This is a genomic window from Chloroflexus sp. (genome assembly GCF_049970315.1).
Classification (GTDB): Bacteria; Chloroflexota; Chloroflexia; order Chloroflexales; family Chloroflexaceae; genus Chloroflexus.
In genome coordinates, this window is record NZ_JBMFNE010000021.1 from 39,507 (window position 1) to 58,555 (window position 19,049).

Annotated in this window: 19 protein-coding genes; 7 read left to right on the forward strand and 12 right to left on the reverse strand. The window is 54.6% G+C overall.

What is annotated here, in order from left to right; all coding sequences use genetic code 11:
- Positions 1–263 precede the first annotated feature (263 nt).
- From ACP5OT_RS13630 to ACP5OT_RS13685, 12 genes are all read right to left on the reverse strand, one after another.
- Complete coding sequence (locus tag ACP5OT_RS13630; protein ID WP_424675861.1) at positions 264–530, reverse strand: HypC/HybG/HupF family hydrogenase formation chaperone; 267 nt, start codon at positions 528–530, stop codon at positions 264–266.
- A gap of 166 nt (positions 531–696) precedes the next feature.
- The gene (locus ACP5OT_RS13635) at positions 697–1,797 is read right to left on the reverse strand and encodes an NHL repeat-containing protein (RefSeq protein ID WP_428132427.1); all 1,101 of its coding nucleotides are present in this window, start codon (positions 1,795–1,797) and stop codon (positions 697–699) included.
- Complete coding sequence (locus tag ACP5OT_RS13640) at positions 1,797–2,657, reverse strand: NifU family protein (protein WP_424675863.1); 861 nt, start codon at positions 2,655–2,657, stop codon at positions 1,797–1,799. The genes ACP5OT_RS13635 and ACP5OT_RS13640 overlap by 1 nt, the downstream gene beginning before the upstream one ends.
- A gap of 101 nt (positions 2,658–2,758) precedes the next feature.
- A complete protein-coding gene (locus tag ACP5OT_RS13645; RefSeq protein ID WP_428112917.1) occupies positions 2,759–2,896 on the reverse strand; it encodes a hypothetical protein in 138 nt (45 codons plus the stop codon).
- Between the two features lie 593 nt (positions 2,897–3,489).
- Entirely contained in the window at positions 3,490–4,707 is a 1,218-nt protein-coding gene (locus tag ACP5OT_RS13650) for a hypothetical protein (RefSeq protein WP_424675864.1), read from the reverse strand.
- Complete coding sequence (locus ACP5OT_RS13655) at positions 4,704–5,015, reverse strand: hydrogenase maturation protease (protein ID WP_424675865.1); 312 nt, start codon at positions 5,013–5,015, stop codon at positions 4,704–4,706. The genes ACP5OT_RS13650 and ACP5OT_RS13655 overlap by 4 nt, the downstream gene beginning before the upstream one ends.
- Positions 4,996–5,514, reverse strand: a complete 519-nt coding sequence (locus tag ACP5OT_RS13660) for a hydrogenase maturation protease (RefSeq protein WP_424675866.1) — start codon at positions 5,512–5,514, stop codon at positions 4,996–4,998. The genes ACP5OT_RS13655 and ACP5OT_RS13660 overlap by 20 nt, the downstream gene beginning before the upstream one ends.
- Before the next feature lie 172 nt (positions 5,515–5,686).
- Complete coding sequence (locus tag ACP5OT_RS13665) at positions 5,687–7,324, reverse strand: nickel-dependent hydrogenase large subunit (protein ID WP_428132430.1); 1,638 nt, start codon at positions 7,322–7,324, stop codon at positions 5,687–5,689.
- An 18-nt stretch (positions 7,325–7,342) separates the two neighbouring features.
- Positions 7,343–8,314, reverse strand: a complete 972-nt coding sequence (locus ACP5OT_RS13670) for a hydrogenase (RefSeq protein ID WP_424675867.1) — start codon at positions 8,312–8,314, stop codon at positions 7,343–7,345.
- Positions 8,315–8,411: 97 nt separating this feature from the next.
- A complete protein-coding gene (gene hypB / locus ACP5OT_RS13675; protein ID WP_424675868.1) occupies positions 8,412–9,104 on the reverse strand; it encodes a hydrogenase nickel incorporation protein HypB in 693 nt (230 codons plus the stop codon).
- Positions 9,101–9,445: a hydrogenase maturation nickel metallochaperone HypA gene (gene hypA, locus ACP5OT_RS13680; RefSeq protein ID WP_424675869.1), complete on the reverse strand. Its 345-nt coding sequence runs from the start codon at positions 9,443–9,445 to the stop codon at positions 9,101–9,103. The genes hypB and hypA overlap by 4 nt, the downstream gene beginning before the upstream one ends.
- 205 nt (positions 9,446–9,650) lie before the next feature.
- Positions 9,651–10,514, reverse strand: coding sequence for a DUF1641 domain-containing protein (locus tag ACP5OT_RS13685; RefSeq protein ID WP_428113498.1), 864 nt, complete (start codon positions 10,512–10,514; stop codon positions 9,651–9,653).
- A gap of 345 nt (positions 10,515–10,859) precedes the next feature.
- Here ACP5OT_RS13685 and hypF point away from each other — a divergent pair, with 345 nt between their 5' ends.
- The 7 genes from hypF (at position 10,860) to ACP5OT_RS13720 (ending at position 18,575) form a co-directional block, all read left to right on the forward strand.
- Entirely contained in the window at positions 10,860–13,313 is a 2,454-nt protein-coding gene (gene hypF / locus ACP5OT_RS13690) for a carbamoyltransferase HypF (protein WP_424675871.1), read from the forward strand.
- Positions 13,314–13,375: 62 nt separating this feature from the next.
- Entirely contained in the window at positions 13,376–16,024 is a 2,649-nt protein-coding gene (locus ACP5OT_RS13695; RefSeq protein WP_424675872.1) for an Eco57I restriction-modification methylase domain-containing protein, read from the forward strand.
- Between the two features lie 562 nt (positions 16,025–16,586).
- A complete protein-coding gene (locus ACP5OT_RS13700; RefSeq protein ID WP_428132432.1) occupies positions 16,587–16,871 on the forward strand; it encodes a hypothetical protein in 285 nt (94 codons plus the stop codon).
- The gene (locus tag ACP5OT_RS13705; RefSeq protein WP_424675874.1) at positions 16,868–17,374 is read left to right on the forward strand and encodes a M23 family metallopeptidase; all 507 of its coding nucleotides are present in this window, start codon (positions 16,868–16,870) and stop codon (positions 17,372–17,374) included. Before ACP5OT_RS13700 ends, ACP5OT_RS13705 begins: the two co-directional genes overlap by 4 nt.
- A 178-nt stretch (positions 17,375–17,552) precedes the next feature.
- Positions 17,553–17,780 (forward strand): type II restriction endonuclease, encoded by a 228-nt coding sequence (locus ACP5OT_RS13710; protein WP_424675893.1) that lies wholly within the window; start codon positions 17,553–17,555, stop codon positions 17,778–17,780.
- Positions 17,777–18,070, forward strand: coding sequence for a DNA adenine methylase (locus ACP5OT_RS13715; RefSeq protein ID WP_424675875.1), 294 nt, complete (start codon positions 17,777–17,779; stop codon positions 18,068–18,070). Before ACP5OT_RS13710 ends, ACP5OT_RS13715 begins: the two co-directional genes overlap by 4 nt.
- Entirely contained in the window at positions 18,015–18,575 is a 561-nt protein-coding gene (locus tag ACP5OT_RS13720; RefSeq protein ID WP_424675876.1) for a DNA adenine methylase, read from the forward strand. The genes ACP5OT_RS13715 and ACP5OT_RS13720 overlap by 56 nt, the downstream gene beginning before the upstream one ends.
- Positions 18,576–19,049 lie beyond the last annotated feature (474 nt).

Consider the following 19,049-nt stretch of genomic DNA (forward strand, 5'->3'; position numbering starts at 1 on the left):
GTATCCACGACGTTGGTGTGCCCGCCGGTGATGTCAGCCCAGTTCTTAACGCAAAGGCGCGAAGAACGCCAAGTTTTTGTATCCACGACGTTGGTGTGCCCGCCGGTGATGTCAGCCCAGTTCTTAACGCAAAGGCGCGAAGAACGCCAAGTTTTTTGTATAGTGGTACAAGTGTAGTGACAGACTCACATTATAACATCTTAGCGCCTTTGCGTCTTGGCGTGTATCTATCTCGGCGCCTTTGATCCCTTTGCACCTCTCCCTTATACGGGTTCGTGCGACTCATCGGGATTAAGTTCCTCTTCAAGCACTCCGAGCGATTGGAAAAGAGCTAACGTTTCGTGCGCCGATTCCTCATCGAGGCGAGTTATCGCAAAACCCACATGCACGATCGTGTAATCACCAACTTGCAAATCGGGTAGGTAGGCGAGACACACTTCTTTGACGATGCCGTTGAAATCGACCTTGCCCATCCGGGTGAGGCCGTTGTCGTAGATTTCGATGATGCGACCGGGAATACCGAGACACATACGCAATTCCTTTCAACCTGTGAAGGCGCAGAGTAGGCAAAGGCGCAAAGGTTGTTAACACAAAGGAGCAGAGCACGCGAAGGGCGCAAAAGTTTTTATGTGAGATGTTAAGGACGGTTGGAGCGTGAGCGTTGGCAACTGTAGCGTCCTTTGCGATTTGCGTTCCTTACACCTCCCAAATCAAGACCCGATTATTGCCTGAATCAGCGATCGCCAGCCACTGGCGATGCGCGCAGAGACCATAGGGCCAGCAGAGCGTATCGGGGCCGATGACTTGCCAGCGGTTTTCGCCACTGTCGTCGAAATTGTATTGGCCGTAGACCGCTTGCGCCGGCAGGCTGGCGCCGGCACGCGGGATGGGTTGCCACCGCAGTACGCGATTGTTGGCGGTATCGGCCACGAATAACCGGTCGCCGGCGCAGGCTGCCGCATACGGAAAGCGGAGCCGGTGCGCTCCCTGCGGCACGTGCGGTTGTTCAAACGCGCTCTGCATGCTTGCTTGACCCAACACAAGATCGGCGGGCCGATCAGCCGTTGGCGGTGGTGTCCATCCCAATACCCGATGGTTACCGGCATCAGCGACATACAACGTTGCGCCATCGCCGGCGATGGCGTGCGGCCAACGAAAACTGTTGGCAGCCGGCGGGCCGCCGCGATTTTCGGCGTTGCTGTAGGCATTAGGCTGACCGAGTATCACATCAGGCGGTTGTCTGTCGCTGGGAAGGCCACGCCATCCTAACACCCGTCGATTGCCGGTATCGGCAATATAAAACCAGCCATTGATCCATGCTACACCATACGGCCAGTAGAGGGTATGCGGCCCAACCGTACCGCCACGATTTGGCTCGATGTCAAGTAGTGAATCTTGCCCGATCACACTATCGGGTGGTGTGCCGGATCGATTAGGAATGCGATGCCAACATAATACACGATGATGCCACGCATCGGCAAGGTAGATTCTTCCTTCGGCAACCGTTACACCGGTGGGCAGATGGAAGCCATTGGCAGGGCCGTGACCGGATGCGCGCGGCCCTTCGTGGAAGAAATCGGGCTGGCCGAGCACGACATCAGCCGGTTGGTGATCGTGCGTTGGAAACTCGTGCCAGATTAGGACGCGATGGTTGCCCGAATCAATCACAATTAGCCGCTCGTCGTCGAGATAGACGCCGCGCGGCGCATAGAGATGGGCCGGTGTCGGGTTGGCCGCCGGCAGCGCCAAACCACCCGGTGCTGGCGCACCCAGCCAGCGGACTATCTTACTTGCCATCATTGCGGTCGCACCCAAATGATGCCATCAACGACTCGGAGCGGAAACGGCTCAAGCTGTGCTTGCGGCGCAGTCAGGCACTCGCCGCTCTGGACATCGAAACAGAAGCCGTGCCACGGACAGGTCAGCGTGCCAGCGTCAGGATCAAGCATCCCGCCATCGAGCGGGCGGCCTTGATGGGCGCAAGCGTTGCGGTAGGCGCTCAGCCGGTTGGTCAGATTGACGATCAGCACGCTGCCGCGTTCGCTGGCGAAGCTCACCATCTGGCCGGGTAGCACCTCGGCGACGGCGGGGCCACGCACCCATCCCTTCTCGATGGCCGGCGATTCCTGCGCTTCGGCACGGAGAATGGCCGGCGTCGCTTGATCGTTCACCACCTCAAGGCGAGTAATTTCCGGCACCTCGCGTAACAGCACCTCTTCAACGTGTTTGCGCAAGGTAAAGGCCGAGAGCGAACAGCCGTTGCATGAGCCATGCAAGCGCACGTAGGCTATGCCGTCGCGCACTTCAACCAACTCGGCATCGCCGCCGTGCGACTGCATATACGGGCGCGCGCCGTCGAGCACGCGGCGGGCGCGGGTGAGCGGGTCGGCCCGCACAATGCCGTGCATCAGCAAGAGCGCGTATACGGCGGGGTCTTCAACCAGTTCGAGCAACAGCTCTTTACCGCGCGGGTCTTGCTTGAGCCGGCGAACGATCGTGGTTAGGGCCAGTTTATGAAAAGCCTCGATCGCCTGCTTCAACTCGGTAGCGGCAGTCTGCGCCACCGGTTCGAGCTTGGCGACGGCGGCCACCGCCGCATCAACCCGTGCAGCGGCTTGTTCGAGTAGACCGGTATCGTCGGGTACAGTTTGAGTCATTGCTGTCCTCGCCTGGTATTGAGTCACAACGGTGTGATGGTTAGGTGGTCATCTCCAATTGGAGCTAGCCGTAGCCGGTCATTTGTTCAAGCGTCTCTTCGCTACGGAGAACTAACACCTCGGCGAAGGCTTGCCAACCCTGCTTCGGGGCCGGCGCAGCGCTCGACGATCCGTTCGACGAATCGTTCGGTTGCCATCATCAGCAGCAGATCAAATTGTTGGCGTTGGAATGCTTCCATACTCTTCTCAACCGAGATATGAAAAGGGAGCAGAGAGCAGAGATTCTTAAACGCAGAGGCGCAAAGGTGCGCAAAGGCTTTGATTGGTGGTCAATTTAAGGATGGTTTGTGACAAAACCATAAAACACCTTTGCGCTCCTTACGTTCTTTGCACCTTTGCGTTTATCATCCTCACGTCTTTGCCCTCTTTGCGCCTGCCAACGCAGAGGCGCAAAGGTGCGCAAAGGCTTTGATTGGTGGTCAATTTAAGGATGGTTTGTGACAACACCATAAAACACCTTTGCGCTCTTTACGTTCTTTGCACTGAAGCAAATTGGCCAGCGTACATTCGTATTCTTGCCATAAAACACCTTTGCGCTCCTTACGTTCTTTGCACCTTTGCGTTTATCATCCTCACGTCTTTGCCCTCTTTGCGCCTGCCAACGCAGAGGCGCAAAGGTGCGCAAAGGCTTTGATTGGTGGTCAATTTAAGGATGGTTTGTGACAAAACCATAAAACACCTTTGCGCTCTTTACGTTCTTTGCACCTTTGCGTTTATCATCCTCACGTCTTTGCCCTCTTTGCGCCTGCCGGAGCCGAACAGCCGTCTGACTCTACTTTCCGACGGCCTCGTGCTGATCGATGTTTGCCAATAACTCACGCAACGTCATTATTGCCGACTCATCACCGATCTGGGCAAAGAGGTGCTCGGCTTGCAGCAACCGCTCGCGGGCTTCGGCGAAGATGCCGAGATGGGCAAGGGCATTGCCCAGATTGGCCAAAATGCGGGCATAGCCAGCCGGATCGGCAGCCGGGTCGCGCCGCTGTAACAGGTCTTCGTAAATCGCCACCGCTTCGAGCAGATGCTCGGCTGGACGGGCCGAGTGAACGTATTGCAGCGCGTTCGCCAAATTGAGACGTGCGCTGGTCCATTCGTGAGGATGCCGATTGGGGTCGTAGATGCTGAGAGCCGCGCGCAGCGCCTGTACCGCAATCGCACCGCGCAACCGGTCGCCAGCTTCGGTCATCGGCATGGCGAGGTAGGCCAGCGCCAGATTGTTCTGGATGAAAGCAAACTCTAGCGGATGGGTCTCGCGCCGGTAGAAGCGCAGGGCCTCTTGGTAGCAGCGCACAGCAGCTTGCAACAGCCCGCGTTGGTCATTGGCACGCTCTTGTAGCAGTTGGCCCAACTGGACGGCCGCCCGAGCACGTTGTTCAGCCCCGCTTTCTGCCGGGATCAGATCAAGGGCTTGTTGCAGCCAGCGTGTGATGAGGGACAGTTCACCGCCGTGTTGGATTGCCAGTTCAGCACGATTCAGAGCGATATACCCGGCCAGCACCGGCGATACGTTCACGGCAGCGGCCAGTGCATCGGCGAATGCCTGATCGGCAGCGAGGATGTCGTTGCGTTCAATAGCGGCAGCAGCATGGGTCATAAAAACGAGTGCGCGTACTTCACCGGTTGTACCTGTCGGTGACGGGGGTTCATTGCGATGACCCATCGTAAAGGCAGCGACACCTTGTAAGCTGGCCAGTTCACCGGTTAAGAGAGTGCTCAGAATCAGATCATCGGCCGGCGCGCCATCGAGTACATAGCGATTGTAGCGGGTGAGCGGATCGGACGAAGCCGGTAAAGCAGCCAGGGCTGCTTTGATGTTGCCGTCTAGTGCGTGAGCGTAAAAAATCCATTCTGGCGGCCATTCATCGGGGCGCGCGCCGCGGAGCAGCGCCGTCAGCGCTGGAGCGGCGGTACGTGCATCGCTCGGTGGTAAGATAAGGTAGCCAGCGGGTAGTGCAAAGATACCTAATGGTTGCGGACGAACAGCAATCATGACGTATGCTCCAATGTCGGATCACGGGCAATGCGTAAGACACCCTGCTCTTCATCCCACACAGCCCGTCGGTAACCGGGTGGCGTAGGTGATGGTAAAACCTCCGACAGCAATACACTACGATCACCGCGAGCATTGCGTTGCTTGAGTAGTAATCCACCGGCTGCCGGTCCACGTAGTGGCGCGAGCCAAATCTCGTTATTACGCAAGAAGGCTACCAGTACGCCGGACGGAAAGTAGCGTTCGGCCAGCACTGCCGGCATATGCAGATAACCATGGGTGGTAAGTTCAAGCAGCCAATTCTCCATCGCCTTGATCGGTAATCGTTCGATAACCGGGATATGGTTGCCAAGGATCGCGACTCAAATGTTGAGCTAAGTCTTCCATCCGCGCAGCAACCGCTGGGCTGAGCGGCGCGCCGATGGTGAAGTCGGCTCCCTCGATCAAATACACCTGCACTGAACGTGGGTACGCATCTTTGAGCAACCAGCGGCCAAACGCTAGCGCGTGATCCCAGCGAAACGCGTGCAGGTTAATACCACTTAGTGGCGGTAATTGTTCAACCATCGAACCCGGTACCGCATAGATTGTGCCGGGGTTGGCTCCGGTCCGCACTGCATCAACAAGGATCACCGTATCGATCCCGCGCATCCGGAAGGCGACATCCATCCCGCTGGTGCCAGCATCGGCTATGCCAACGCCGGGCGGCAGGCCAAGTTCGAGCAAGCGCCGCACTAATACCGGCCCGACCGCATCGTCGCCACGTAATAGGTTGCCACAACCGATGATTAGGAGTTGTTCTAGCATGACATAATAATCTAGCGATAAAGACGAGAGATTTGTCTTTTTGGAGGGCGGCAGTTAGACTGCCACACTCCATAATCAGTAGGTCTATCACTCCAGCCTGAGCAACGCGGGTTCGTCTGCGTCGGCGATTGCCCCAACCACCGGCGCAAACGTCCTTGCGTGCTTGCCCCTGCTACGCGCCTTCACCAATACGGAACCGCGCCAACTCTTTGCCGGTCTTTTCGTCGTAGGCATGCACTGTACAGACGAGGCACGAGTCGTAGCTCCGCGCCACATGGCCGAGTTCAACCGGATCGTTGGGATCGGCAACCGGGGTACCGATAAAGGCTTGCTCCATCGGCCCATTGACCTCACGCCCGTCACGCGGGCCAATGTTCCATGCCGTTGGTGTCACCACCTGATAATTCTCGATTTTGCCGTCCTTAAGCACGATCCAGTCAGAGAGACTGCCACGAGCGGCTTCAGTCGAGCCAAACCCGCGTCCTTCGGGCAGCTCTTTCGGTTTGACATAAAACTTCTCGTGTAGATTGATCTGGTCGAGCCACTTCCGCACCAACCTATAGTACTTGGGTGCTTCGTGCATACGCGCCATCACGCGCACCAACACACTCGGCCCAACCGTCGTTACCGCATCGAGGAAGAGCGGGTCGTAGTCTTGCCAATCGGTAGCGCCGGGCCGACCGGCGATGACTTGGCGGGCCAGTGGGCCGGCTTCGACCGGCTGGCTGCCAATGCCGGGGATGAGATAGCGTGGCGCTTTCGCCCACGAGTATTTCCCCTGTCGATGTCCGATCGCGGGATCGATTGGCTCAGTGCGTCCCTCAAACGGGTGCAGCGCGTGGTTTCCCTCGTAGAACGAGTGGGTCACGTCTTCGCGCACATGAGCTTGATCGAAATCGTAGAACTGTCCGTTCACATACACACCCGAACGAGCGATCAGCGCCGCGTTACGCCCCTCGATCGTCGGGCGGGCGTACAGTTCGGGGTGGAAGTAGGTACCGGTAGCGATGTAGTTATTCCAACCGGCGCCGTACTTATCGAGGCCGGCAGCCATCGCAAAGCGGAGAAAGAAACCGCAATCGGAGTTGTAATGGCGTTCGTTCTCGTGCATCCACTCTATCACGTCGGCCCAGCTCTTGTTTTGTAGCCAGCGATCGACCGAGCAACCGAGCCATTTCTTCTTCAGCCACTCGTCTTTCCAATATTCGAGGATGGCGATAGCGCGTGTCACATCGGCGAGTGTTGGTGCACACATCACGCCGCCGGGGATCATGAAGCTCGAGTGGGGCCACTGGCCGCCGAAGATGGCGTATATCTCAACCGGCTTATTCGAGAGGGTCACACCGTGTTCATAGCTCGTCCCAACAAACGGTGCAAACCGGCGTACCGCCTCATCGTATTCGGGTAGGTGCGCGTACTTCTTGTTTGTCAGGTCAATGGCAAACAGCGCATAAAACCAACGCGGAATACTTTGTAATGTCTCACAGGCTTGGGCAATATTGCGGATCAAGGTTGCGTTGGGTGGTAGTTCGGTTTGCCATGCGGTATCAAGCGCGTAGGCTGCTTTCGTCAAGTGACTGCCACCACAAATACCGCAGATCCGCGGCGTGACGATCAGGCCGGCCTGGGGGTCTTTCCCCTTGAGAATGATCTCGAAGCCGCGGAACATCGAAGCTTCCGTCCATGCACTCGTCACAACACCATCGCGAATCGTCACGCGCAGATCAAGATCACCTTCAACGCGACCAAGTGGGCTAATGCGCAGATCACGCCCTGTGATGGTTGCCGGATTCTCGATACTGTTGACCATTACCAGCCTCTCCCTCGTTTATACAACAAACATGTCTTCTTTAGCCCACTTCGGAGCTGCCACTCGTGCCGCTGCTGCCAGTGCCATATAGCTGATCGGATCGGTCCCGGTTGGTACTTCTTTCGGGATCGCGCCGCTAATCTTCTGCGTCTTGAAGACGGTGCCGGGAGCGAGATCGAAGAAGGGAAACTCTGGTTCAGTGCAGCCGGTGCATGGCATACCAGCGCGGGTCTTCGAGGACTGGCGGTTCCAGAGGATGCGATTGCAGGGCGAGCGGGTCATCGGGCCACGACAGCCAAATTCGTAGAACAGGCAGCCGGTGCGGGTACCCTGCCCAAATTCGAGAGTGGACTGCTTATACTCAAAGAACTGCACGCGCGTGCAGCCGGTTTGGGTGAAGCTGGTAAAGAACGTCTGCGGACGTTGTAACTCATCGAGGGCAATGTCGGTGGCGCGACCACTGGCTATAGCGACTAGAATCTGCGTCACCCAGTCGGGATGGGCCGGGCAGCCGGGGATGTTGATAACCGGTAAACCGGCCTTCGAGCGCCAGTTTGGTCCGAGAAAACCTCCGAGTTCGCGCTTATGGAATTGGAGACCGGTCGATTGGCTGGGATTGGGAGCCATTGCCGGGATACCGCCCCAGCAAGCACAATCGCCGATAGCGACGACGATACTCGCCTGTGCAGCCAACTCGCGTACCCATTCTTGCATTGGGCGGTCGGCAAACATGTTGAAGCGTCCGGTGCCATTCGGCGCTTGAATGACCGTTCCTTCAAAGACAAAGATGTCGAGTGGGCGAGCACCGCTGGCGCAGTCGTAGAAAATCCGCTTCGCGTTTTCGCCTAATTCCATGCCTAACGACGGATGCCAGAGGATCTCGATGCCGAAATCGGTCACGAGATCACAGGCGCTTGGTTCCTCGGCGTTGAGAAACGACATCGTGTTGCCGCTACAGGCGCCTCCCTGTAGCCAGAGCAGTGTTGCCATCGAATTTCGCCTCCTTACTGCAATAGAGCTTGTGGTTTATCGTATCACCACGATCCCGCTCCGGGTCTGCGTCACATCGTCTTCCCAAGATGTATGCCTATCTTTCAGCACCCTCAAACCGTGTTCGGTTACGCATCCGGTCATGCAACCACCTGATCCACTCGTCCAAACCATCGGCACGGTGAGCCGAGGTTGCAATAATCGGGGCCTGCGGGTTAACGGCGCGAATATTCTCTTCAGCGGTGGCGCGATCAAAACCTACCGGTCCGGCGAGATCCATCTTGGTCAGCAAGACGGCATCGGCGGTTGCGAAGGTTGACGGATATTTGAGCGGCTTATCCTCGCCCTCAGTCGTTGACAACAACACAACCCGTGCGGCCTCGCCAAGGTCGTATCCAGACGGACAGACCAGATTGCCGACATTTTCGATAAAGAGCAGATCAATTGCGTTCAGATCCCAACCTTCGAGGTGGCGAGCAACGATATCGGCTTCAAGATGGCACATATCGCCGGTTTGAATCTGGCGGACCAAGCCACCACTGCGCGCCAACCGGCGGGCATCGTTGTCGGTGGCAAGATCACCGACGAGTACTGCGACCCGGTATTCGGTCAGTAGTGCGCGCATCGTGGCTTCGAGTAGGCTGGTCTTACCGGCGCCGGGGCTGGAGAGCAGGTTGACGACGAACGTACCGGCCGCGTGAAAACGACGACGCAACTCGGCGGCAAGTTGGTCGTTCTTGCTCAATACGCCTTGCCGAATTTCGATTAACCGTTTTGCTTCGTAGCTCATGGTGTCTCCAGTGCGACTAGTTCCAATTCCCGCCCATGAATAATCTGACCGCATGGCCGGCCACAGTGTGGGCAGCGGAAGAGGCGAGGGTTTGGGAGTATGACTTCGGTGTTGCAGTCGGGACAAAAGACCACAACCGGAACTTCTTCGATCACTAATTCGGCGTTCGCCAGCGGGGTACCTTCGGCTGCAATCGCGAAGCTAAACCGCAGCGCATCGGCGACGACGCCGGCCAGCGCACCAATCCGTAAATGGACGGCGCTGATCTCTTCGGCGCCGGCTTCGGCAGCGGCGGTGCTGGCAATATTGACGATGTTGTAGGCAATTGATAACTCATGCATAGGGTTTGAACGTACAGGCACAGAGTGAGCAAAGACGGTTAACGCAAAGGCGCAGAGTGAGCAAAGGTGCAAAGGGTTTAACGCAAAGGCGCGAAGATCGCAGAGATTTTTTGGGTTTTGGCTTAAGCATAGCAGTACTCTTACTCAACAAACCCTTTGCGTCTTAGCGTCTTGGCGTTTGCATCTCTAGCGTCTTGACGCTCCTTTACTTCAACGAACTACCGAACCGGCGGCCAAATTCGACAATCAGGCCAGCGGCGCGCTGCACATCGGGATCACGCAAGGCGCGGAGCAGGCCAAACAGACCAACCGGCTTGGGCGACTGGCGCAGCGCCTCGCGGCTGGCGACGAAGGCATCGCCGGCTTCGCCGACCAGTTGGACGGTATCGGGATGAAAAACGCCGGAGTCAAGCAGCGCATCGAACTCTTCGGAAGCGATAAACGGCTCAATCTTTTCGATCACCCTGATGAAACTCGGAGCGACGGCTACAAGACGCGGGAAGTAAGGCAAAAACTTCACTACGGTATCGATCAACTGATTCGGTGTGAGTGATTGTGCCATCATCACCGCGCGCAGCTCTTTGACTGAACTACGGATATTTTCGGTCAGTTCATCACCGCGAGCGAGTAGGTGATCGAGCGCGCTGACGAGGAAGGCGAGCAACTCGCTCTGGCCGAGCAACCGGTCAAGCGCCGCGAGGGTTTGCGGCTTGCTGAGGGTGACGAGCAAACGTTGAAAGGCCGGTTGGCCGGTGAGCGTGGCCAGTTGCTCAACCGTATCGGTCAACTGTGGCAGCGTGCGCGCCAGCCGCACCAATTGGCCAGCCAATTCGCCGCTCTCCGCCGGCAGCGCCGTGCGCAGTTCTTGCACGCTGGCTGCTACATTATCAGCGATCACTTCACCGCGTTGCAACAGGCTATCAACTGCACCGGCGGAAAAGGCCAGCAATTCAGCGTGGTCAAGCAAGCGGTGTAACGCGGCAGCCGTCTGCGGTTCGTTGAGCCGGTCGAGTAACGCGGCGGCGTTCAGCGGACGGTCGGCATACGTGGTGGAGCCATTGCTGCTCATTACGTTCCTCATGCAGGGGTGACAGTAGCGAAACCAAATTCAAATTCACAAACACACTGCGGCGAGCAAAACCTGAAGTGTGGCGGCCTGGCCGGTGGTGATGTGTAAAACGTGATTGTTGGTACGAATCATAGCGGTCACGAATCATTAACGTCAAGTGATAACTTCATAACCCTTGGTTATGATAGAGGTGCAAGCGTTCGGGATTATCTTGTGCAAAATGGGGATGCGTGCTACAGTGATAGCGCAAGTGACGTTGCATTAAAATGTTGGGATCACAACGGCAGCCGACGAGGTGGAAAGACGGCTAGCAGTTGTGTACTTGCGTTTTAACTAAACATAACAATGACAGAACAAACGATAACCAACCCCCAGCAACGACGCTGGCGAGTCAACGTGCGCGGGATTGTGCAGGGGGTCGGCTTCCGGCCCTTTGTGTTTAGCTTGGCTAAAAGATGGCGGCTGGCCGGGTTTGTGCGCAACGATAGCGCCGGCGTGACAATTGAGATCGAGGGTGAGGAGTATACACTCCACGAGTTTGTGACTGCACTGCAACGTGAAGCGCCGCCACTAGCCCGCATCGAGCAGGTGAGTATCGAACCGTTGGCGTTGGTCGGTGAGCGTGAGTTTGTGATTGCGGCTAGTCAAGCTCAGACGCAACGCCGCACGCTGATCGCGCCAGATACGGCAACTTGTCGTGATTGTTTGCGTGAGATATTCGATCCTACCGACCGGCGCTATCGTTATGCCTTTACCAACTGCACCAACTGTGGCCCCCGCTTTACGATTGTGCTTGATGTACCCTACGACCGGGCCAATACCACGATGCGCACCTTTTTGCTCTGCGAACGGTGTCGAGCCGAATACGAAGATCCGCGTGATCGCCGGTTTCATGCTCAGCCGACGGCTTGCCCGGTGTGCGGGCCGCAGGTACGGTTTGCGCAGGGAGTGGGGAGTGGGAAGATAGGGACAAAGGAACAGCCCTCACCCCCAACCCCTCTCCCCGCCGGCGGAAAGAGGGGAGCAACTGGGGTATCGGTTGAGCAGTTCACGGTTGGCGAGGTTGGCGCTGCGGAGGCGTCTTCCTCGGATCCGCTGATAGCAGCGGCGGCGGCTCTGGCGCAGGGCCAGATCGTAGCGATCAAGGGGCTTGGCGGCTACCATCTCGCCTGCGCCGCCGATGATGAAGCGGCGGTGAGTCGGTTGCGTCAACGCAAGCAGCGCGAAGCGCGGCCGCTGGCCTTGATGGCCCGTGATGAAGCAACGGCTGAGCAACTGTGCATCATCGATCCAGCAGCGCGCGCGTTGCTGACCAGTCCAACCCGCCCGATCGTACTGATGCCGCGCCGGCCTAGCGCGCCGGTTGCGCTATCGGTTGCACCGGGAATGCAGACGCTGGGGGTGATGTTACCGTACACGCCGTTGCATCATCTGCTGCTGGCTGAATACGCGGCAGCGGTCGGGCCGGCGCGGGTGGCGGTCATCGTGCTGACCAGCGGCAATCTGAGCGATGAGCCGATTGCATACGAGGATGATGATGCGGCGCAACGGCTAGGGCCGATTGCCGATGCTTTTCTCACCCACAACCGCCCCATCCATATGCGCTGCGATGATAGTGTAGCCAGTGTTGCTGTCGGTGGACCGCTCCTGATCCGGCGGTCACGCGGGTATGCCCCGGCTCCGATTACCCTGGCTGCTGAGTTGCCATGCCCGATCCTTGCCTGTGGCGGCCATCTCAAAAACACGTTTGCCCTTGGTCGTGGTCGCGAAGTATTTCTCAGTCATCACATCGGTGATCTAGAAAATCTGCCGACATTGCGCTCATTTCACGAGGGGATTGCCCATTTTCAACGGCTGTTTGACATCACACCGGCAGTTGTCGCGTATGACCTGCATCCCGGCTATCTGGCCACCCAAGCGGCGCTGGCAATGCCGATTGCGCGCAAGATCGGGGTCCAGCACCATCATGCCCATATCGCGGCGGTGCTGGCCGAATACGGTCACGCCGGGCCGGTGATCGGGGTAGCCGCCGATGGCAGCGGCTACGGGCCTGATGGGACGGTGTGGGGCGGTGAAGTGCTGGTAGCGACGTGTGCTTCCTACGAGCGAGTAGGTCATCTGGGTCATCTGATTCTACCCGGCGGCGAGCAGGCGGTACGCCAACCGTGGCGAATAGCGGCGGCGGCGCTAGCTCAGCTCTACGGCCCTGATTTCTGGCGGCTGGCATTGCCGTTTACCCAACAGCTCGATCAGTCAGCATGGCAGGTGCTGGCCCGGATGATTGAACGGAACCTCAATAGTCCACGCACCTCAAGTCTTGGCCGGCTGTTCGATGCCGCCGCTGCACTGGCCGGAATGGGCCAGATTGCCCGTTACGAAGGCGAGCTAGCCATTCGCTTCGAGCAGATTGCCGATCCGCAGCAGCCGCCCTATTCCATGCCGCTGCGTGAGCCAGCCACTGCCGGCGGGCCGTTCACGCTCGACGGATTGGCGTTGCTGGCGGCGCTGGTTGATGATCTGCGGGCCGGGATCGCACCGGCAGTAATCGCGGGCAGGGTACATCACGGCGTGGCGCAGGCGCTCTTGACGGCGTGCCGGCGTGTCCGTGATGAGCGTGGTCTGGCCATCGTTGCGCTCAGTGGTGGGGTCTTCCAAAATGTGCTGCTGCTAGAGACGTTGGCCGGTATGCTGCAAGCCGATGGCTTTACCGTATTGATCCCACGGCTTGCTCCACCAAACGATGGTGGGTTGGCGTTGGGTCAAGTGGCGGTGGCTGGGGCCCAGGTTGGCGAGGGGTGATAACGCCAATTGCAGCAATGGTAGTGGGCAAAAACCGGTAGGGTAACCGCAAGTATTGTGGTATGCAGTTTGAAATGTCTCGTTTCACACCACCATCAACTCAGGATGTTAATACTGAACGGGTGGCTAACCATTTCTACGAAGAATTCCAACAGCAGCGTGAAGCGTTTCAGGCAAGTATACGTGGTATTCCAGCGGAACATGATCGGAATTGGTACGCTTCTGTGCTGATCAGTCGCTTGATGTTTATCTATTTTATTCAGCAAAAAGGTTTTTTGAATAACAACACCGATTATCTACGTGAACGGCTTGAATGGAGCACAACGCATCGAGGACCTCATCGCTACTATCGTGATGTGTTGCAAACCCTCTTTTTTCAGGGTTTGAGTTGTGAACCCAAGCAACGCAACCCGGCGGTTAACCAACTTCTCGGCGATGTCCCCTATCTCAACAGTAGCCTGTTCGTCCTGCATCCACTTGAGGAGCGGTACGGCGCAGCGCTGGATATTCCCGATCACGCCTTTGCCCAACTCTTTACCTTTTTCGATACGTGGCGTTGGTGTGTACATCGCCGATCCGGTACCGATAAGCGCGAGATCGATCCCGATATGATGGGATACATTTTAGAAAAGGACATTAATCAAAAACAGACGGGTGCGTACTATACACGTGATGATATTTCTGGTTACATTTGCCGCTCAACAATCATTCCTGTTTTGTTTGACAAAGCCGAGTTATCGCTTGCACCGCTCAACATTGCGCAAAACATTAGCAAATACATATACCCGGCAATGCAGCAGACGGAGCCATTGCCGACCGAAACGACCCACGAACACGCCATACGACGAGCGCAGGTCGCGGCAATTGTAGCGGCAGCGAAAGCGGGCCAGATTACAACGATCAATGATGCGATCACGGCGAACCTTAACCTTGAAGCGCTCATCTCTGATCTGATACCGCTGCTCACTGCACCGCAAGTATATGCCCTCTACACCGTCTTGGCCGGCGATCCGGCGCGAGGACAATTACCGCTCAGTGTGCTCGATCCTACCGTTGGCTCAGGTGCATTTCTCTTCGCGGCGCTGCAGATTCTGCAACCGATCTATGCGGCAGTTCTCAACCGGATGGAGGAACTGGTTGCGCAGAAGCAGACCGCCGGTCTACCATTGCAAGAGGTGCTGGCAGAAGCAAATGGGCACGCCAACCGCGCATCCTTTATTACCAAAAGCATTATTCTGCACAATCTGTACGGGGTTGATCTGATGGCCGAGGCAGTTGAAATCTGCAAATTACGCCTCTGGCTGCGCATGGTTGCCGATCTCGATCATGCCCAACATCTCGCATCATTACCGGATATCGATGTCAACATTCAGACCGGGAATGCACTGGTTGGGTTTGCCCAGCCGGCAGAGATTAGTGATCAGGTTGCGCCGGATCACGCACAACTGCTCGCCGAGATTCAGGATGTCCAACGCGAATTGGATAGCTATCGTGCGGCGCAGCTCCGCTCCGATCTTGATCACGTCGGTCGTCGCATCCTACGCTGTCGGATCCATCAACGGCTAGAAGCAATCAATGCTCATCTTGATCACGCCTTGCAACAGGCAGGGTTACTATGGGTCCTGCCAAACGGCTCCTATAATACCCAACCGTTTCACTGGTGTAGTGTATGGTTCACAATTCTCAATAGTGGTGGTTTTGACGTGATTGTCGGTAATCCGCCGTATCTTGCCTACAGTAACGTGAAGCATATCTACCGTATTGTCAATTATCAAACTGAAGATACGGGAAATGTGTATGCGTTTATCATCGAACGAGCATTAAATCTATTATCTGAGCGAGGAAGGTTTGGTATGATTGTACCGATCGCATCGATCTCAACTGAACGTATGCGATCATTGCAGCACATCTACCGTCATTACACACAGTGGCACAGTCATTATGCGGTAAGACCCGGTAAGTTCTTTGCCGGTGTGGATATGAATCTCACGATTACCCTACTTCACCGTGCCACAACGGCACCGCGCGTGTATTCCACCTCCTACTACCGCTGGTTTAGCGGCAAACACAGTGATCGGCGCTACTTGTTTGAAAAGATCATATATTGTTATTGGCCGGGTATTCCCACTCACGCAAATCCTGTACCTAAAGTTGGTCAACCGATTGAGGTGACTCTGCTCAAAAAAATGCATGCACACCGTAAAAAGCTCAAAGATTTTGTCGTAAAAGACGGTGTTGCTATTTATTATCATTCAGGCGGACGTTATTGGCGTAAGGCGCTGCTTGTCAAGCTATCGTCACACTACAAACCGATCATTGTTCCTGAAGCAATTCGACCGGTCGTCTTGGTATTACTCAATAGCCAACTTTTTTATTGGTATTGGATTATCAATTCCAATTGTATGGATGTGGTGTCACGTGAAGTGTTGGAACTACCGGTGTTTGATATATCTGCAATTGATGTTCGTCCATACATTGAACTAGAGCAGGCATTACTGGCGACCTATGCAGCCCATCAAACGACCCGCTTACGCCGAGGGGCGATCATTCAGATGAGGGAGATCAATATTGATGCTGCTCGTGCAAAACCCCTTCTTGATCGTATCGACTGCTTGCTGGCGAAGCACTACGGCTTTACCGATGAGGAACTTGAGTTTATCGTCAATTACGACCTCAAGTATCGTATGGGGTCAGGTAGTACGTACTCATAAGTAGGCGTGCCACTACCGTCACATCCCTTGACTTCACCTGCTCAGACTGAGCTACCACTTTTATCTTGAATTCAGAGAATAACCGGTCTGAGTGGGACGATAGAGTTGAAGGAACGGCCGGAGCAGGTTGAGCTGGAATTGTCGGAGGAGAAGACGCGGGTGATAGCGTTCAGCCTGCAGAAGGACCTGGGCAAGACTGGCTTTGACCTTCTCGGCTTCGAGTTCCGCCGGGGACGAGACCGGAAGGGGAAGCTCCATCTAGAGCGACAGACGTCGCGGAAGAATTGACGTTGCAGGCAGGGAAACCCCTTTCGCGCAGGAATCTGGCTTTCACGCTTCGCCACTTGACATATGACATAGCTGTTGGGCGCTTCGCCCTAAAACAATCGAGAGAGCAATGTCTTTTGTCACGTCGCTAAAAATATTCTTTGAGAATCTCATCTCGGTTTTTATTTGGTCAATTTTCAATCTCTATGGTTTCGTACAAACTGTACGATAAGCCACAGGGCAATGTATAGCCATCGGTCGAGCGTGTATCAAAGGTGTCGTCTATGACGATACGGTGAGTTTTGCGCTACCATTTGAAGGAACATGGAAGGTTGTTAATGATGGTATTCGCAAACAAATTTCGCATTCGTGGAATCTAGTAGGACAAAGGTATGCTTATGATTTTGTAGTCGTTAGCAACTCTGGAAAAACCCATCAACACAGCGCAAGCAAACCAGAAAATTACTTTGCTTTTGGAAAGCCTATACTTGTAGCCGCAGACATGGTGGTGGAAGATATACAGGAAAACATTAGGGATTACTACCAAGCAGGGATAGGCTGGGCGGAAACTATGTTGTGATAAAGCATGATACTGAGAGATATGCACTTTATGCGAATTTGAAGGTAGGCAGCATACCAGTGAAAAAAGACGAGATGGTTATCTCAGGACAGAAAATAGGCGAGTGCAGGCATTCGGAGGATTCTTCCGAACCTCATTTACACTTTCAACTACAAGATAGGGCGGATTTCTATACGGCTATAAGTTTGCCTATAAAGTTTAGGAATTTTGAGCGTTTAAACGGCAACATCAAAGAATGTGTTGAATCAGGCTTTGTTAAAAGAGACTACCTGGTGCGCAACATTGATCACTGTACATCAGGGATAAACAACACCGTAGAGTTTCTCAAACCAACAGGTTTCGATTTCGTTTGGAACGTTTTCATTGTATTCCTTACGCTTTTCGGAATGTTCGCTGTCGTAGCACGAATGATCGAATTCATTCTTGACCGGTTATACGGACGGACAGGGTTTTTGTTGAAACCAACCGTTGGGCAAGTACACAAGTATCAATCGGTATCTTGAGTGATAACCGGCTAACTATCCAAGAAATTCAAGGCGCATGCTTGTCAGATGTAGATCGGAAAACCATCATCGCACTCTGCAACCGAGCTTATGAGGACGACTTAGAATCGCTGTTCGACACGTTTGTTGGCGCAACTCATGTTCTTGGTTACCATTCTTTGCTCAAGAAAAATATCGCATTGCATCTGACCGTCCAGGGAGTGGTAATACCAAGAATATTGGTTCGGTTATGGAGATTGGTAAGCTTGTACATGGGTCTGGTCCGTTTGCGTCGTTAGGAGAAGATGTTTTTGATGACTATTGGATGTATTACTTGACCGAAGATATGGCAAGAGCAGCGAAATTGAAGCGGCCGCCTTATACCAATTTGCGTAGTTATTTGAAATACAAAGGCTGGGCAAAGTGATAGTTCTTCAAGGTTTACCGCGCACAGTAAAGCAAGTAATTGTCCCTCCGCTAAAGTGTCAGGGGATTAAAACGAAACTTGTTCAATTCATCTTGAGTAACATTTCCTGGAATGGTAAAGGACGGTGGATAGAACCGTTTCTTGGATCAGGCGTAGTCTTGTTCAATGTTCAGCTAGGACGCGCATTACTCAATGATGTTAATCCTCACATCATCAGGTTATCCCAGATAATTTATGAAGGAAATTCTGTCGCCCGAACACGTAAGGTCATACTTGACCGCAGAAGGTAAAATATTATTGTCAAAGGGTGAAGATTATTATTACGTGGTTAGAGAACGTTTCAATAGAACTGGAGACCCTTTAGATTTCATTTTCTTCAACAGGTCGTGTTTCAATGGAGTGATGCGTTTTAATAGCAAAGGGGAATTCAATATTCTGTTTTTTCGGAAGCGAGATTGCTTTCGTCAAGCCTACGTAACCAAGATAGTAAATCAAATTTCTCAAATTCTTATCATTATGCAGGACAAAGATTGGGAATTTCGTATTGGAGATTGGCGAGACGTTCTTGAGAATATCACAGAAGACGATCTTGTATATCTTGACCCGCCTTACATTGGCAGACATACAGATTATTATCAGCAATGGTCAGAAGATGATGCAGCAGATTTAGCAAGAATTGCTCGAAACTCGCCATGTGGTTTTGCGCTGTCTATGTGGAAAGAAAACAAGTATCGTCTCAATCAGCACATTACTTCCTATTGGGATGGGCTAGTAGAAAGAACATTTATCACGTAGGCTCGACAGAAAATCTCAGAAATTCAATGGAAGAAACCTTGTTGATAAAACCTGGTTATGAGACGGTGCTTATCGAGACCACAACGTCTGATAAGCCCATTCAATTGGTGCTTGCCTTAGATGAGCAAGCAGGCTAATAACCTGCATTTCTACCTGACGCTGCTGCGTTGCACAACAACACCAACCGTTCGCTGCAGATGGATGGAACGTTGACGCGACGTCGCCGTGCGGATTCTCGCATGCAACGGTGGGGTTTCGGGTTGTGGACACGATGAGGTGCCTTTCCCGCCATCGCCATCAGCAACTGCTCCTTGAGTCGGTCAGGCCGGGCAGGTGGCCGGCCGGTCGTGGAGACCGGCTCTCCTGTGAGGTTTCTCACTCTGGCGGCACGAGGAAGACGCATAACTCGCGCTTGGCAGGCAGCCGTTTTCGACGCGGCATCGTTCGTTTGACCGCGCCTTTCATGCAAAACGG

Bases quoted from the DNA above. Each gene is read 5' to 3' on its own strand.
- ACP5OT_RS13630 (WP_424675861.1), bottom strand. From the start codon at position 530: ATGTGTCTCGGTATTCCCGGTCGCATCATCGAAATCTACGACAACGGC.
- ACP5OT_RS13635 (WP_428132427.1), bottom strand. From the start codon at position 1,797: ATGGCAAGTAAGATAGTCCGCTGGCTGGGTGCGCCAGCACCGGGTGGT.
- ACP5OT_RS13640 (WP_424675863.1), bottom strand. From the start codon at position 2,657: ATGACTCAAACTGTACCCGACGATACCGGTCTACTCGAACAAGCCGCT.
- ACP5OT_RS13645 (WP_428112917.1), bottom strand. From the start codon at position 2,896: ATGGAAGCATTCCAACGCCAACAATTTGATCTGCTGCTGATGATGGCA.
- ACP5OT_RS13650 (WP_424675864.1), bottom strand. From the start codon at position 4,707: ATGATTGCTGTTCGTCCGCAACCATTAGGTATCTTTGCACTACCCGCT.
- ACP5OT_RS13655 (WP_424675865.1), bottom strand. From the start codon at position 5,015: ATGGAGAATTGGCTGCTTGAACTTACCACCCATGGTTATCTGCATATG.
- ACP5OT_RS13660 (WP_424675866.1), bottom strand. From the start codon at position 5,514: ATGCTAGAACAACTCCTAATCATCGGTTGTGGCAACCTATTACGTGGC.
- ACP5OT_RS13665 (WP_428132430.1), bottom strand. From the start codon at position 7,324: ATGGTCAACAGTATCGAGAATCCGGCAACCATCACAGGGCGTGATCTG.
- ACP5OT_RS13670 (WP_424675867.1), bottom strand. From the start codon at position 8,314: ATGGCAACACTGCTCTGGCTACAGGGAGGCGCCTGTAGCGGCAACACG.
- hypB (WP_424675868.1), bottom strand. From the start codon at position 9,104: ATGAGCTACGAAGCAAAACGGTTAATCGAAATTCGGCAAGGCGTATTG.
- hypA (WP_424675869.1), bottom strand. From the start codon at position 9,445: ATGCATGAGTTATCAATTGCCTACAACATCGTCAATATTGCCAGCACC.
- ACP5OT_RS13685 (WP_428113498.1), bottom strand. From the start codon at position 10,514: ATGAGCAGCAATGGCTCCACCACGTATGCCGACCGTCCGCTGAACGCC.
- hypF (WP_424675871.1), top strand. From the start codon at position 10,860: ATGACAGAACAAACGATAACCAACCCCCAGCAACGACGCTGGCGAGTC.
- ACP5OT_RS13695 (WP_424675872.1), top strand. From the start codon at position 13,376: ATGCAGTTTGAAATGTCTCGTTTCACACCACCATCAACTCAGGATGTT.
- ACP5OT_RS13720 (WP_424675876.1), top strand. From the start codon at position 18,015: ATGAAGGAAATTCTGTCGCCCGAACACGTAAGGTCATACTTGACCGCA.